This is a genomic window from Syntrophomonas sp. DTU019, assembly GCA_913757435.1.
Lineage (GTDB): Bacteria > Bacillota > Syntrophomonadia > Syntrophomonadales > Syntrophomonadaceae > DTU019.
Map to the genome: position 1 here is coordinate 411,516 of CAJYDM010000001.1, position 15,799 is coordinate 427,314.

The 15,799-nt window shown below is 52.6% G+C and carries 12 protein-coding genes; all 12 read right to left on the bottom strand.

What is annotated here, in order from left to right; all coding sequences use genetic code 11:
* Positions 1-101 precede the first annotated feature (101 nt).
* Positions 102-914 carry a Cof-type HAD-IIB family hydrolase gene (locus tag AC15IQ_RS02060; RefSeq protein WP_483176986.1) on the bottom strand — a complete coding sequence of 271 codons (813 nt, stop codon included), beginning with the start codon at positions 912-914 and terminating at the stop codon, positions 102-104.
* Positions 915-1,000: 86 nt separating this feature from the next.
* Entirely contained in the window at positions 1,001-1,357 is a 357-nt protein-coding gene (locus tag AC15IQ_RS02065; RefSeq protein WP_483176987.1) for a phage holin family protein, read from the bottom strand.
* A 100-nt stretch (positions 1,358-1,457) separates the two neighbouring features.
* Entirely contained in the window at positions 1,458-3,263 is a 1,806-nt protein-coding gene (gene uvrC / locus AC15IQ_RS02070; protein WP_483176988.1) for an excinuclease ABC subunit UvrC, read from the bottom strand.
* Positions 3,238-6,111, bottom strand: coding sequence for an excinuclease ABC subunit UvrA (uvrA, locus tag AC15IQ_RS02075; RefSeq protein WP_483176989.1), 2,874 nt, complete (start codon positions 6,109-6,111; stop codon positions 3,238-3,240). Before uvrA ends, uvrC begins: the two co-directional genes overlap by 26 nt.
* Positions 6,112-6,148: 37 nt before the next feature.
* On the bottom strand, positions 6,149-8,146 hold the full coding sequence (uvrB, locus tag AC15IQ_RS02080; RefSeq protein WP_483176990.1) for an excinuclease ABC subunit UvrB: 1,998 nt from the start codon (positions 8,144-8,146) through the stop codon (positions 6,149-6,151).
* Between the two features lie 232 nt (positions 8,147-8,378).
* Positions 8,379-9,446: a hypothetical protein gene (locus AC15IQ_RS02085; RefSeq protein ID WP_483176991.1), complete on the bottom strand. Its 1,068-nt coding sequence runs from the start codon at positions 9,444-9,446 to the stop codon at positions 8,379-8,381.
* Positions 9,447-9,636: 190 nt separating this feature from the next.
* A complete protein-coding gene (locus AC15IQ_RS02090) occupies positions 9,637-10,353 on the bottom strand; it encodes a hypothetical protein (RefSeq protein WP_483176992.1) in 717 nt (238 codons plus the stop codon).
* Positions 10,354-10,563: 210 nt separating this feature from the next.
* Complete coding sequence (locus AC15IQ_RS02095; RefSeq protein ID WP_483176993.1) at positions 10,564-11,721, bottom strand: S41 family peptidase; 1,158 nt, start codon at positions 11,719-11,721, stop codon at positions 10,564-10,566.
* A 332-nt stretch (positions 11,722-12,053) separates the two neighbouring features.
* On the bottom strand, positions 12,054-13,184 hold the full coding sequence (locus AC15IQ_RS02100; RefSeq protein WP_483176994.1) for a murein hydrolase activator EnvC family protein: 1,131 nt from the start codon (positions 13,182-13,184) through the stop codon (positions 12,054-12,056).
* Between the two features lie 43 nt (positions 13,185-13,227).
* On the bottom strand, positions 13,228-14,109 hold the full coding sequence (gene ftsX, locus AC15IQ_RS02105) for a permease-like cell division protein FtsX (protein ID WP_483176995.1): 882 nt from the start codon (positions 14,107-14,109) through the stop codon (positions 13,228-13,230).
* Entirely contained in the window at positions 14,106-14,786 is a 681-nt protein-coding gene (ftsE, locus tag AC15IQ_RS02110) for a cell division ATP-binding protein FtsE (protein WP_483176996.1), read from the bottom strand. Before ftsE ends, ftsX begins: the two co-directional genes overlap by 4 nt.
* Before the next feature lie 77 nt (positions 14,787-14,863).
* The gene (locus AC15IQ_RS02115; protein ID WP_483176997.1) at positions 14,864-15,799 is read right to left on the bottom strand and encodes a transketolase family protein; all 936 of its coding nucleotides are present in this window, start codon (positions 15,797-15,799) and stop codon (positions 14,864-14,866) included.

Consider the following 15,799-nt stretch of genomic DNA (forward strand, 5'->3'; position numbering starts at 1 on the left):
AATATGGTGCTTTGCCAAGCATAAAACCGCCGCTGCCGTTGGCGGTAAACTCCTTTTATTCTTGCCCGAGACGGCTTAAGGCTATGCCATTACCTTCGATTCTAAGGATCATGAGGCTTAAGGGCCCATCTTTCCAACGCCTCAGCTACACCGTCTTCATCATTGCTCAAGGTCACATGATCAGCCGCCGCTTTTACCAGCGGCGGGGCGTTGCCGACTGCCACCCCGAGGCCAGCCCAGGCCAGCATGCCCAAGTCGTTATAACTGTCGCCGATAGCCAGCACATCGGTCTGGGGGATGCCATAATGCTCTGCTACCAACTGCAAAGCCCGGGCCTTATTGGCATCCCGGTGCATTATCTCCAGGTAGTGCATCTTGGAACGGGTGATATACAGCTCCTCACCGAACCGTGTTTTCAGATCGGCTTCCACCGGATCGAGGCGGCTGGTCTGTTCTGAAATAGCCATGATTTTCAAGGTCGGCTGGGTGCGGCTGGCGGTGATCAGGTCGGGCCACAGGGTCAGCTCTACCCCGGCCAATTGAGAATAGGCTATTGCCTCCGGGCTGTGGTTTTCCACACACAAGCGATCATCAAAATAGGTGTGGAAATATATTCCCTGAGCCTTGAGGAATTCCATGACTTGTGCCGCCATCTCACCCACAGGCCGGAAATAGAGGATCTCCCCCGTCCGGGTGTGTTTCACCAGAGCACCCTGATAAGTTATCAGAGGAAGATCCATGCCCAATTCCTCGGCATAACGCAGGGCAGAACGATACATGCGTCCGGTGGCCAGTGTTACCAGTACCCCTTGTTCCCGCAAGGCCTGGATATCATCGGCACAGCGCGGGGAAATGTGCAGCTTGGAATCCAAAAGGGTATCGTCCAAATCTATTGCTACCAGTTGTACAGCCATTTTCTCTCCTTCCCGGCTTTTGTCGGCAAATAAGAAACCGAGCACAGCAGGCCCGGTCTTGGTCTGGATTCAGTTACCTCCTGCACTTACTTATAACGGAAGGTACGGTCTTCTACCCAATAGCTCCCTGCGGCGCTGATTAGGCTGAGCACAATAGCACTTAACACTGCCCATCCAAACCCGTCTATGTCGAAACCACGAATGGTAACCGATGTTATCCACAGCATGAACCCATTTATCACCAGTGTGAACAGACCCAGGGTGAGGATATTGAAGGGCAGAGTCACCAGCAAAAGCAGGGGCCGTATAAAGGCGTTTATTACCCCCAGAAACAGGGATCCTACAATAGCCGCCCATAGTGTAAGATGAAAACCGGGCAAAAGCGCGGCGGTCAGAATTATCGCCAGGATACTTATCACCCATCTTAAAACCCATCCCTGCATCACCATGTTTATCCCCTTTCCTTACCATCTCTGGGTTAATTGCTTCTTCTTTTAATCATATGGGATATTTTTGTTTTTTTCTACCTGCCATGCGGATATTCTAATCACTTTCTTCTTCACCGTGCAGGGCTTGGAATATAATGCGGGCCATGTTAAGGCCAATGCCTTTCACAGCGGCGATGTCCTGCTGTGTCGCCCGGCTCAAGCCTGCCACTGAACCAAAGGCTTCCAAGAGCAGTTTCTTGCGCTGCGGTCCGATGCCCTCGATTTCGTCCAACCTGGATTTAGTTAATTTTTTACCGCGCCGCAGCCGATTATACTCTATGGCAAAGCGGTGCGCCTCATCGCGCAGCCGCTGCATAATCATCAATCCCGGATTGCGGCGGGACAACTTCAAAGGTTGGCCATCGGTCTTAAAAAGGGTCTCTTCCCTCTTCGCCAGAGCCACCATGGGAATGTCCAGCTGCATCTCCTGCAAAACCTGTTGGGCGGCATGCAATTGCCCCAGGCCACCGTCGATCATAATCAAGTCGGGTTCGGGCAGGAAAGCCGGGTTGCCCTGACGAGCCTCGCCAAAGCGGCGCCTTAAGGCTTCGGCCAGCGAGGCATAGTCATTGTTCTGCGGCAGCTTGATCCTAAAGCGGCGGTAGCTCTTTTTGTCGGGCCGCCCGCCGCTGAACACCACCATGGAGGCAACGGTCTCTTCACCGCTCAGATGGGAAACATCATAACCCTCGATGCGCTGGGGGATAACCTCCATACCAAGATCAATGCTCAGCTGCTGCAAGGCCGCTTGATAGTGCGCGTCGGCATGCTGCCTTTCTTCCCTCAACAGGCGGGCATTTTCCAAGACCATGTCTAAGAGAGCCCGCTTTTCGCCCCGCTGCGGATGGTGCAGGCTGACCCTTCTGCCCTTGAGCTGCTTGAACCAATCCTGCAAAAGGCTTGAATCGTGAGGAAGCAAGTTGATCACGATCTCCTCCGGGATGTCAGGGTTATCACTGTAATACTGGCGCAGGAAAAAGCTGCTCATCTCATCAGCCGGTTCGTCCATGGCCGGATGCAGCCAGTAAGTGTCCTTGCCCACGATCCTGCCGAGACGGATTTTAAACACCAAGGCCAGAAAAGGCCTATCCTCAGTCACGGTTACGACCACATCCAGGTTGAAAGGCCGCTCGAAGCTCACCTTCTGCCTGGCTTCCAGGCTCTGTATACTGTGGATCTGATCGCGCAGGCGGGCTGCTTTCTCAAATTCCAGTGCAGCAGCGGCGGCATGCATATCCGCTTTCAAACGCTCCATAACCTCAGCCTGATGACCTTCCATAAAACGAATCAAACCGGTCACACACTGCTGGTACTCCTCGATTGTTACTGCGGAGCTGCATGGGGCCAGGCATTTCTCCAGGTCGCGGTTCAGGCAGGGGCGGGGCTGCTTTTTCAGCGTCTTGCAGGTGCGCAGGGGAAAGATCCCGGTAAGCAGCTTGAGCGTATCCTTTAAAGCGGCAGCATCGGTGTAGGGACCGAAATACCGCGAAACCCCGTCTTTCCTTTCCCGGGTGATGTAAACCCGGGGATAAGGCTCGGCAGTGGTAATTTTCAGATAGGGGTAGGTCTTGTCATCCCGCATGAATATGTTATAGCGCGGATAATATGATTTAATCAGGTTATTTTCCAGGATTAAGGCTTCCACTTCAGTGCCGGTGACGATATAGTCAAAATCCCTCACCCGGCTCACCATGGCCCTCACCTTGGGATCCAGGCCTTGCGGAGGTTGGAAATAAGAGCGCAACCGATTCCGCAGCAGCTTGGCTTTGCCCACATATATGACCCGGCCTTCCCCATCTTTGAACATGTAGACCCCTGGCTTTAAGGGTACGTCTTTAAGACGTTCTTTTAATCTTTCCAACTAGGGCATCTCCTAACAAGGGTTTGAGATATCTGCCGGTGTATGACTGCGAACACTGGGCTACTTCCTCAGGTGATCCCGCCACTAAGACACGGCCGCCTTCATCCCCGCCTTCCGGTCCCAGGTCGATGACATGATCGCTGCATTTGATAACATCAAGGTTGTGCTCGATTATAACCACAGTATTGCCAGTGTCCACCAGACGGTCCAACACCTCCAGAAGCTGTCTTACGTCGTCTTTGTGCAGGCCGGTGGTGGGCTCATCCAGTATATATAGGGTGCGGCCGGTGGAGCGTTTGGAAAGCTCAGTGGCCAGTTTGACTCGCTGGGCCTCACCCCCGGATAGGGTGGGCGCCGGCTGTCCCAGTTTGACATAGCCCAGACCCACATCCTGCAGAACTTTCAGCTTACGCAACACCCCGGGGATGCTCTCAAAGCATTCTACCGCTTCATCTACAGTCATATCGAGGACATCAGCAATGGTGTAGCCCCGGTATTTCACCTCCAGGGTTTCCCGGTTATAGCGTTTGCCCTTGCACACTTCGCAGGGAATATATACATCTGGCAAAAAATGCATCTCGATTTTGATGATCCCGTCCCCGGAACAAGCTTCACAACGGCCGCCTCGAACGTTGAAACTGAAGCGCCCCGGCTGGTAGCCGCGCACCCGGGCTTCAGCGGTCTGGGCGAAAAGGTCGCGAATACCGCCAAATGCTCCGGTATAGGTGGCCGGATTTGAGCGCGGGGTGCGCCCGATGGGATTCTGATCAATGTTGATAACCTTGTCGATGGCTTCCACGCCGGTTATATCGAGGCAGCGGCCTTGCCCGGCACCGCGCCCGCCCTGCCCCGAGCGCCGATTGAGGTGCCAAATCAGTCCGGGGTGGAGGATATCTTCCACCAGAGTACTCTTGCCGGAGCCGGAAACCCCAGTTATAACCACCATTTTCCCCAGGGGGATGTCCACATCGATATGCTTCAAATTATGCATATGGGCGCCTTTGACGGTTATCTTATGCCCATTGCCCTGGCGCCGTTGTTCAGGCACCTCTATATCGAGCGCCCCGGACAGGTAGCGCCCGGTCAGGGAATCGGGTGAGCGCATGATGTCCTGCACAGTGCCCTGGGCTACCACTTTTCCCCCGTGCACCCCAGCCCGGGGGCCGATGTCGACTATATGATCGGCCCGACGCATGGCTTCTTCATCATGTTCCACTACGATCACGGTATTGCCCAGATCGCGCAGACGGCATAAAGTGGCCAAGAGGCGGTCGTTATCCCGCGGGTGCAGCCCGATGCTGGGCTCATCCAACACATACAAAACCCCCACCAGGCTGGACCCTACCTGGGTGGCCAGACGGATGCGCTGGGCTTCGCCACCGGAAAGACTTCCCGAAGCACGATTGAGGGTTAGGTAGTCCAGTCCTACATCGATAAGGAAGTTGAGTCTTTCTTTGATCTCTTTGATCACCTGGCGGGCGATGGTCTGTTCACGGGGAGTGAGCTCCAGTGCGGCGAAAAACTGATAACATTCGCGGATCGATAAGGCGGTCACATCATTTATGGACTTGTCCCCGACCAATACCCAAAGGATCTCTTCGCGCAAGCGTTGCCCCTGGCAGCGCGGGCACAGTGTGGTAGTCATGTATTTCTCGATCTCTACGCGGGAAGCCTCTGATTTGGTTTCCAGATGGCGACGCTTGAGATTATTGATCACACCCTCATACTGAGAACTGAAACTGTTTTTCTCTCCATAGGAATTGACATAATTGATGCGGATGCGGTCCCCATTCTTACCATACAATATGGCCTCAACCTGCTCAGGGCTCAGATCTTTGAGCGGTTTGTCCGTCGGGATGCCGTTCTTTTCGGCCATCCCGAACAGGATCTGATTGTAGTAGGTATAAAAGTTATTCGACCAAGGTATTATAGCCCCTTCTTTTAGGCTTTTCTCCCAGTCCACCACCAGATCTGGATCAATCACTAGCCTCTGCCCCAGTCCGTCACATTCCGGGCAAGCCCCAAAGGGACTGTTGAAGGAGAACATGCGCGGGCTCAATTCACCCAAACTGAAGCCGCAGTCAGGACAGGAGAATTCCTGGCTGAAGACCTGGTCCTCTTCGCCGTCATCTCCCAGGATACGGACCACAACCGCGCCCTCGCTCAATTCGAAGGCCAGTTCCAGTGACTGGGCCAAACGGCTCTGAATGTCGGCTTTCACCACCAGCCGATCAATGACCGCGCTGATATCGTGTTTTTTATTTTTTTCCAGGTTTATCTCTTCATCGGCGGTGTATTCGTATCCGTCTACAATCACCCTGACATAACCGTCGCGAAACAGATCTTGGAGGAGTTTTTTGTGTTCACCTTTCTGCGCTTTCACCACCGGGGCTAACAATTTCAGCCGAGTGCCCTCCGGCAAGGCTAAAATGGCGTCGACGATCTGGTCTATGGTTTGGCGGCTTATGGGCTGATGACAGTGGGGGCAGTGCGGCCGTCCCACCCGGGCAAACATCAAGCGCAGATAATCGTATATTTCGGTGACCGTCCCCACCGTAGAACGGGGGTTGTTAGAAGTTGACTTCTGGTCTATTGAAATGGATGGGGAAAGCCCTTCAATATAATCTACGTCAGGTTTCTCCATCTGGCCTAAAAACTGCCGGGCATAAGTCGACAGTGATTCCATATAGCGGCGCTGGCCTTCACTGTAGATAGTGTCGAAAGCCAGGCTGGACTTTCCCGACCCCGAAACCCCAGTAAATATAATCAGTTTGTTGCGGGGAATTCTGATATCGATATTTTTTAAATTGTGTTCCCTGGCACCTTTTACATAGATATAATCCTTCACGGTGATACTCCCATCATTTTATCTTATCCCCGGCGAATCAACGTCTGCGGGAGCGTTTTTTGCTCTTGCGCGGGGGCTCCAGCAATTTTTTTATCAGGTCGCGCAGTTCCGCAGCCCGCTCGAATTCCAGCGCTTCAGCCGCTTTGATCATCTCCGCCTGCATCTCCCCAGCCAATCTGAGGCGCTCCTCCTTTTTCAAATCGGAGAACAGGGCGGCGTCGTATGAGGCCGGGGCTTCAGCAATGGTGGCCTCGATGGCGGCATAGAGCTCCTTCTGAATGGTTTCCGGGGTTATGCCGTGAGCGGTGTTATAAGCCACCTGTATTTCGCGGCGGCGGTTGGTCTCGTCGATAGCGGTCTGCATGGAAGGCGTAATGCGGTCGGCATACATCACTACCTGTCCCTCCACATTACGGGCCGCTCTGCCAATGGTCTGTATCAGCGAGCGCCCCGAGCGCAGAAATCCTTCTTTATCCGCATCCAGTATGGCTACCAGGGCTACCTCGGGCAAATCCAACCCTTCGCGCAACAGATTTATACCGACCAGTACATCGAATTCCCCAGCGCGCAGGTCGCGCAGTATCTCCAGACGCTCCAGGGCCTGAATGTCCGAATGCATATAGCGCACCTGAATGCCGTTGTCTCCCAGGTAGTCGCACAGGTCTTCGGCCATACGCTTGGTAAGGGTGGTGACCAGAACCCGATAGCCTTTGCCCACCTTATGCCTGATGCGTTCCATCAAGTCATCGATCTGATACTGAGTAGGCCGAATCTCGATCTCCGGGTCTACCAGACCAGTGGGGCGGATGATCTGTTCCGCCACCTGTTGGCTGCGCTCCATTTCATAATCACCCGGAGTGGCGCTGACATAAATTATCTGATTGATCTTTTCCTGAAACTCGCTGAACCGCAAGGGGCGGTTATCCAGCGCTGAAGGCAGGCGGAACCCGTATTCCACCAGGTTCTGTTTACGAGAACGGTCGCCCTCATACATACCCCGTATCTGCGGCACCGATATATGTGACTCATCGATAAACAATATGAAATCCCGGGGGAAGAAATCTATCAAGGTATAAGGAGGTTCGCCTTCGGCCCGGCCGGTGATGTATCGTGAGTAATTCTCTATCCCCTTGCAATAGCCGATCTCCTTGATCATCTCCAGGTCATAACGAGTGCGCTGTTCAATGCGCTGCGCCTCCAGCAGCTTGCCCTCCTCTCTGAAGCGGGCTACTTGTTGTTCCAATTCCGCTTTTATGTCTTCAGCTGTCTCCAGCATGCGCTCTCGGCTGGTTACATAATGGGAAGCCGGAAAGATCATGGTATGCATCCTGCGGCCGAACACCTCACCAGTGATGGGGTTAAACTCCATGATGCGGTCCACCTCATCGCCGAACAATTCCACCCTGAGGGCTCTTTCACCGGCGGAGGCCGGGAATATTTCTACAACATCCCCCCTGACCCGGAAATTGCCGCGATTGAAGGCATAGTCATTGCGTTCATAATGGTTTTCTACCAGACGCTGCAAAATGGTGTCACGCGGCACTTCCATTCCGGGGCGTAAGGAAATCGCCATGCGATAATAGTCATCAGGTGCGCCCAGGCCATAGATACAGGACACGCTGGCCACGATGATAACATCACGCCGTTCCAGAACCGCAGCTGTTGCCGAGTGGCGAAGTTTGTCAATCTCATCATTTATGGAAGAGTCCTTTTCGATATAGGTGTCAGTGTGAGGTACATAAGCCTCGGGCTGATAATAATCATAATAGCTTATGAAATACTCCACCGCGTTTTCCGGAAAGAATTGTTTGAATTCGGCGTAAAGCTGCCCGGCCAGTGTCTTATTGGGAGCCATGACCAGGGTGGGCCGCTGCACCTCCTCGATAATACGGGCCATAGTGAAGGTTTTACCTGAACCGGTCACCCCTAAAAGGGTCTGTTCCGGATGCCCGGCCTTGATCCCCTGGCTCAGAGCTTTGATAGCCTGGGGCTGATCACCGGTCTCATGATAGCTTGAATACAGCTTGAATTCCATTATAAATCCTCTTGGTCGTTTTTTAGCCTGTCCGTTGGATGGTTAGCCTAAACACATGTTCGCCCTAATAATATACCATGTTCAAGTCCACTACAAGTACTGCGTGAAGGATCGCAGGCATGGGCGAGCAGGCATGGGGACGGCAGACTGTGTGTGGGCCAGGCATAGGGACGTTCTTTGCCTGGCCCTTGGCCAGGCAAAAGAACCGTCCCCATGCCTGCGCCCATGCCTGCTAATTATCGAGGATTTCTTCCAACAAGGCCTGTCTGCGCTGATTCAGGGCCTCGAAGTCCATCCTGGCGGCATACATCTGTTTCAGAGCCTTCAACTGTCGGCAGGCCTCCTCCAGCTTCTCCTGAGCCCGGGTCAAATGGTCTTCATAGTCGCGAATGGCGTCACTGTGCTGCCGGGCTGCCCCAATTATATCAAAATCATCCAAGATCGCTGTGGTGTTGATGGTTTTATCCCCAGGCCGAGATGGCAGCTGCAGGTCCCCTCCGTCAATCACTGCGGTGCGAAAGGCGGGGAGAATGATCATCAACAGACTATCCACCGACATGCCGGAATGATAGTATTCCACGCTATGTCCCCCTTGTCTGGCTTTTCTGGCTATTTCGGCAAGTATAGTGGATTTGCCGCTGCCCATGGGGCCAACCAGTATCAGCCTCTGTCTGCAATCGGAACTGATTTCTTGTACATAATTAATATGGCCTTGAGCCGTCATGGCACTAGCAAATAGATGTCTTTCCGGTGGCAGCCCACCGGTGGCTTCCTCATATACCAGGTCCGCCAGGTTGTATAACTGCTGCATGTTTAAATGGACCGAGTTGCCCCGTTTCATTATGTGTTTGGCACGGACAGCGCCTTGCAATTCTGCTTTCGCCTCCCGGTTCAAGGCGTGCCAGCGGTCGATGTGGCTGATGATCAGCTGCGCCTGTTCTTTGAGCAAGGCGGTATCCAGGCACTCGCCCAGGTTGATTATATCGCCGCTGACATGCGGATAGCGGGGTTCCAGAGACACTGGGCTGCTGCCGTTGACTACCGCCACATCCAGTTGTGGGAAATAAATCCCTTCAGGATTGACCGCGTCAGCAGCTGATATCCAGTATTCTAGCTCATAGCCCAAGGCCAACATGGATTCGCCCAATAGCCGGATAAAGGTGGCTTTCCCCGTCCCCGGCGCTCCTTTGAGTATATAAACCCGCTCAATATTTGCCAACAAATCAGGAAGGCAACTCACGAATCCTTCTTCAGTAAATGTGCTGGAGAGCACATATTTAATCTTGCCTTTGCAGAACACATCCAGACCTCTCTCCGTGCTAATTTTCTATACTATATTCAAAACGTATACCTTTGGTTAACAGGCATGGGCAGGCACAGGCATGGGGACGGCACACAGGCATGGGGACGGCACACAGGCATGGGGACGGTTCTTTTGCCTGCCAAGGGCAAGGCAAAAGAACCGTCCCCATGCCTGACCCATGCCTGACCTATTCGGTGCAGGTCTGGCTGCGCTGCCCCAACCAGATCACCGCTTCATGTCCTAATGGGGCAAATATGGCTGCCAGCCAGTTTAACCAGGGGAAGGCCGCAGCCAATAAGGCCAGAGCCAACAGAATAAGGCTGTAAAAACCCAGGTTACGGGCTGAACGGAGTACAGTCAGGCGGGGCGTGACCCGGGTGGCGGTCTCGCCGTAGCCGAGTATGGCCAGAACCGGCAGCATTACATAAAAACCCCCACAGCTATCTGCCGGATGGCATTTTAAGAGCGGCCACCAGTCCGGCATGGTGCTGCCCACTCCGGCTGTAGAGGTGCAGGTAATTACCAAAAGCAGCGGCCAGAACCGCTGCAAATGAAACCCGGAGACGTTCTGCCCACCGACTGCGATACTAACTCGGCCCGGCTGAGTGCTGCCATCAATCAAGATAAGACCGCTTTCAATAAGATGCAAAATGGCGATTAAGCCAATGATCTGAGGTACACAAGCTGCGGAGTGGGCGGTTCCTAGATAATACAGGGATAACAGGCCTCCGGCATAGGAGAAGCATATTAAACGGGGGTGAATCATGGCCAAGAACAGGGCAATCAACCACAGGGCCAGAATGCTGATGTTATGTACATCGATACCCACCACCACCAATAAGGTACTGCCCAGTATGCCCCCACACAGCCCGCTGAGCACTGACAGAACCGCTGGCCATAGCATTTCCCTCCATTTGTCTCGGGGTGATCTGCGCCCGTATGACCAGCTAATTAACAAAAAAATCACGATATAGAGCGCAATAAAAAGAGGCGAAGATATAGCTTGCCACCATACTCGCCCCATTTCCATCCAAAGGCTTGTCAAAGACTCCAAGCAGTTCACTCCTTCGAATCAAATATCCCGGGTGAACGGCCAGAGTTTTGAGGAGAGATATTATTTTTGCATTCTCTGCTTTAATACTTCTACGGCTTTATCCAGCTGCAAATCCTGATTGTTGTTGGGATCATTCTGGACCTCGTAATCCGGGGTGATGCCAACCTCGTTGATATCGGTTCCACTAGGGGTGAAATACTTCTGCGTGGTCAGTTTCAAAGCCCCGCCGTCATGCAGGGGAAATACCGTCTGCACCAGGCCTTTGCCAAAAGTCTTCACTCCTACCAATTGGGCGCGCTGATTATCCTGTAGGGCTGCAGCCAGAATTTCCGACGCGCTGGCGCTGTCGTGATTGACTAAAACCACCAGGGGGATATCCACTTTGCCCGGTGAAGCTTTGTAAACCTGTTCATTGCCTTTGCCATCAGCGGCGCTTACCACCGTATCGCCGTCTAAAAATATCCCGGCGATATCCACCGCAGCATTGAAATCTCCGCCCCCATTATCGCGCAAATCGAGTATTATGCCCTTAACCTGCTCACCGCTGATGAGTTTCTCCACACTGGTGGCCACTTCATTGGCCGAATGGGCATGAAACTGGTTCAAGCTGATGTAGCCGATTCCGACTGCCGGGTCTAGGACTTTATCCTCTACCGAAGGCACATTAATGATCTCGCGCACTATGGTAAAATTCAGTTCCTTGCCTTCTGATTCCCGGTACACTCCCAATTCCAACTGTGTGCCGGGATCGCCCCGCATCCGTTGGGCAGCATCATCGGAGGTCATTTTGACCATACTTTCACCATTGATGCGCACAATGATGTCACCGTGCTTTACCCCCACCTTGTAAGCTGGCGTTCCCCTAATGGGGGAATAGATCATGATGCGGCCCTGACTGTCCTGACCCACATAAACTCCGATGCCGCCGAATTTGGCCTCCAGCTTCACCTTCAGGTCCTGATAGGTCTGCCGGTCCAGATATCGGGAATAAGGGTCATCCAGGGCTTCAACGATCCCGGCCCCGGCCCCTTCCAGCATCTGCGCCATATTTATCGGGTATAAGGACTCGGCCTTTATCAAGCCAATTACGCTGAATAAGGTGCCCAGACCGGTGCTGCTGGTCACCGCCAGGACGATCACACTTATTACCGTAATCACCCCGATGGTGCTAAAAAAGATATTGATCCCCCGTAGCCAATGCTTCTTCTCTCTATTCAATTCGTCACCACCATTACATTCTATTATGTGTAATAGGCAATTATGTTAGCAGCCGGGATAGCAACTGACCGACGTCAGATGAAGAACCGCCATTAATATTCGGCGACTTTTGGGTCTGACTGCCAGCTCCGCCCTCAACTGTGTATCTGCCCGTGTATCACTGAGATAGCTGCCATAAATAAATACACAAAAATATAATACCACAGTTGGACCGTGCTGATAGTTTTTTCCATAACAAAAGGACAGTGCTGACCTGCTTTTTATCACAAATCGTTCCCTGTCCTTACTAAGCTAGGCTTTATGCGAAGAGCGGCCGCACCGCCCCCTGTTAATCATACATACTTGCGCGGATCGGTGTATTGTCCGTTGATACGCACTTCAAAATGCAGGTGGGCCCCGGTGCTCCAGCCAGTGCTTCCGACCTTGCCTATGGTCTGGCCTTTGCTGACCGATTGTCCGGTGCTCACTAAGAGGCTGCTCTGATGGCCATACAAAGTCGACAAGCCTTTGCCATGATCGATTATTATGGCCTGTCCATAAGCACCCATCCATCCAGAGAATATCACCGTACCGCTATCGGCGGCTACTATCTTGGCCCCCATAGGGGCTCCAATATCCATTCCGGTATGCATCTTACGGGTCTTCAGTATAGGATGGTACCTCATCCCATAAGGTGAGGTGATGGAGGAATACCCCGGTGTTGGCCAGGTAAATGCTCCAGTACCTAACTGGCTGCCCGACTGAGACCTGCGGATGATAGCCTCGACCTCTCGAGAAGCCGCCTCCAATTCTGCCAAAGCCCTCTCATATGAAGCCTTCTCCTGATTGACCACACTGAGTACAGCCTTCTTCTCCTGCTGCTGTTGGCTGAGACTGTCCCTGTGGCTCTTCAGTTCCCCCTTGGCCGCTACCAGGCGGTTCTGCTTGACTTCCAAATCGCTCTTTTTCCGGTCCAGTTCCTGGCGCTTCTGGTCGATAGCATCTATCAGCTCCATATCGCCCTGAATGATGTATTTGAGCATGTCATAACGGGTGAGAAAATCCTTGATATCGGTAGAGGCCAGGAGCACCTCCAGATAGGAAGCCTGTCCCCCTTTTTCATAGATATAGACCAGGCGTTCACCGAGAATAGCTACCTGCTTGTCGAGTTCCTCTTGCTCCTTTTCTATGTCCTTTTGGGTCTTGCTAATCTCTTTTTCCAGATTGGTGATATCCTTGTTGAGCTGCGCGATACGGTCCTCGACACTCTGAATACTCTGGTCGAGAGAGGAGATTTCATTGACAATAGAACGCTGCTTCTGACGGGCCACATTCACATTGGCTTCTTGGGCTTGAATCTGTTGATTCAATTCTTGCAGCTTCTGGCGGGCATCGTCCACCTCATCGCCGTATACCGGCAGAATACAGCTGAACGCCAGTATCAACCCCAACATGATAGCTATAGTACGTTTGCGAACGGACATAATGCGACCCTGCCTCCCTCTCTTTAGCTTTTAAACCCATTAGTTAAATATCAAGAAAACGATTAAGTGAGATATAAGTCCCCAGCACACCCAATGTAGCCCCAATCAGGACCAGACCGGAATAAACCTCCAGTAGCATAGTGCGGTTGGAAACCACCGGCATAAACGGCACTGATTGTATGGAACCAATCAAGGTGTCGTAGCCAACCGCTAAGAGCAAAATAGCTATAAGCGCACCGGCCGTTCCCAACAAAATGCCTTCGATAAAGAATGGCCAGCGCACAAACCAATCGGTGGAGCCGATCAGCTTCATCAAGTAAACTTCCTTGCGGCGCGAAAATATGGCCAGGCGGATAGTCGTGGCAATCAGGAAAATCGCCCCCAGTGACAACAAGACAATGAAGATCAGACTCAAAACTCGCACCCACTTAGTGGCTAAGAAAAGATTATTGACCAGCTCTTTGCCGTAGCTGACCCGCTCAACACCGACAATTTGCTCTATCTGCTGGGCTATCAGCGGCACTTCATGGGGGTCTACCGCTTTTATCTCATAGGCATCTGGCAGGGGATTGTTACCCAGCGTCTTTTCCAGGTCATAACGGTCTTCCCCATAGCTTTCCTGAAGGTAGCGCAGGGCCTCGTCTCGGGATACGAAACGGACCGAATCCACTCCCGCTATAGCCTTCAATTCCTGCTCCACCTTAACCGTCTGAGCAGGACTCAAATCCTTGTGCAGATAGGACATTATCTCCAGATCCGACTCCAAACGGGTTATGAGGTGACTGGCATTGAGCGTAGCAAGAATTGCCATACCCAGTATCAGAATACAGATGGCCACCGTACTGATAGTCGCAAAGGAAAGCAGGTGGTTGCGAGCCATGGATTTTAAAGCTTCCCGGAAGAAGTACACCAAATTCTTCATCATATTACGTACTCCCCGGGTGCGTAATCAGCCGCAACTTTTCCCTTTTCCAGAAGAACCACTCGCTTTTGGGCGGCTTTGACCAGTTCCCGGTCATGGGTGGCCATAATAATAGTGGTCCCCTTACGATTTATATCGATCAATAGGTTCAAAATCTCCATTGAATTGTCGATATCCAGGTTGCCAGTAGGTTCGTCCGCGATCAGCAACAAAGGCTGGTTAGCCAATGCCCTTGCTATGCCCACCCGTTGCTGTTCACCGCCGGACAGTTCGCCGGGAAAAGAGTTGTCTTTTCCCCGCAGCCCTACCATACTGAGTACTTCGGGAACGCGGGCCTTTATGTTCCGCTGGGATGCTCCCACCACTTCCATAGCAAAAGCCACATTTTCATAGACCGTCTTGCGCTCCAGCAGCTTGAAGTCCTGAAACACGATGCCCATATTGCGTCTGACTTTGGGAACATCATTTCGCTTCATGCGGACCAGACTGCGGTCAGCGATAAAAATCTGGCCCCGGGTGGGTTCCTCTTCCCGGAACATCATCTTGATTATGGTGGACTTGCCGGCCCCGCTGGGACCCATCAAGAAAACAAATTCGCCGCGATCTATTTTAAGTGAGATATCATCGAGTGCTTTGCCCTTGGGATAAATCTTGGAGACGTTGTAGAACTGAACTAGCACCTGTCTTCCTCCCAGAAAAATAAAAACCACCTGATTAGAGGTGGTTCTACAAAAATATTGGAAATCCCTTTATAATTTTATTTTTTTCTCAGCAAATCCCGGACATTCTGCACGATTTTTTCGACATTTAGGCCGTAGTAATCCAGCAGTTGATCCGGTTCACCAGATTGTCCGAACACATCGTTGACTCCCATGCGCATCACCGGTACGGGATGGTGTGCACATACCGTCTCACACACCGCGCTGCCCAGGCCGCCAATAATGCTGTGTTCTTCCACTGTCAGAATCGCCCCGGTCTCGGTGGCCATTTGCAGTATGACGGTTTCATCCAGTGGCTTGATGGTGTGCATATCCACAACTGCGGCCTGAATATTCTCCTCAGCCAGCTGCTCAGCTGCCTCCAGTGCTTTAGCCACCATGATGCCGCAGGCGATGATGGCCACATCTTTCCCCTGGCGCAGTACATTGGCCCGGCCGATTTCAAACGGGCTGCCTTCAGCATATATCACCGGAACTGCGGGACGTCCCAGGCGCAGATAAGCCGGCCCTTTGCTTTCATATAATGCGAACAAGGCCCGGCCAGTGCTGACCCCATCGGCGGGAACCACTACTGTCATGTTGGGAACACTGCGCATCAGGGCAATGTCTTCCACGCTCTGATGGGAGCCGCCATCCTCGCCGACGGTAAGGCCAGCATGAGTGGCACAGATCTTCACATTCATTTTGCTGTAAGCCACGGAGTTGCGCACCGCTTCAAAGGCGCGCCCGGTGGCAAATATGGCAAAAGTGCTGGCGAATACTGTCTTTCCCGCACTGGCCAGTCCGGATGCCATGCCGATCATATTCTGTTCGGCGATGCCGGCGTTTATGAAGCGCTCGGGGAATTCCCTGGCGAAGTCGGCGGTTTTGGTGGATTTGGAAAGGTCCGCATCCAATACCACCACATCTTGATGTTGTTTTCCCAATTCCACTAATGCCTTACCATAGGCATCCCGGGTAGCCTGTTTATCCAA

What these genes read in the sequence shown, in the direction of transcription:
- AC15IQ_RS02060 (WP_483176986.1), bottom strand. Translation starts at nt 914, where the DNA reads ATGGCTGTACAACTGGTAGCAATAGATTTGGACGATACCCTTTTGGAT.
- AC15IQ_RS02065 (WP_483176987.1), bottom strand. Translation starts at nt 1,357, where the DNA reads ATGCAGGGATGGGTTTTAAGATGGGTGATAAGTATCCTGGCGATAATT.
- uvrB (WP_483176990.1), bottom strand. Translation starts at nt 8,146, where the DNA reads ATGGAATTCAAGCTGTATTCAAGCTATCATGAGACCGGTGATCAGCCC.
- AC15IQ_RS02090 (WP_483176992.1), bottom strand. Translation starts at nt 10,353, where the DNA reads ATGCTATGGCCAGCGGTTCTGTCAGTGCTCAGCGGGCTGTGTGGGGGC.
- AC15IQ_RS02100 (WP_483176994.1), bottom strand. Translation starts at nt 13,184, where the DNA reads ATGTCCGTTCGCAAACGTACTATAGCTATCATGTTGGGGTTGATACTG.
- ftsX (WP_483176995.1), bottom strand. Translation starts at nt 14,109, where the DNA reads ATGATGAAGAATTTGGTGTACTTCTTCCGGGAAGCTTTAAAATCCATG.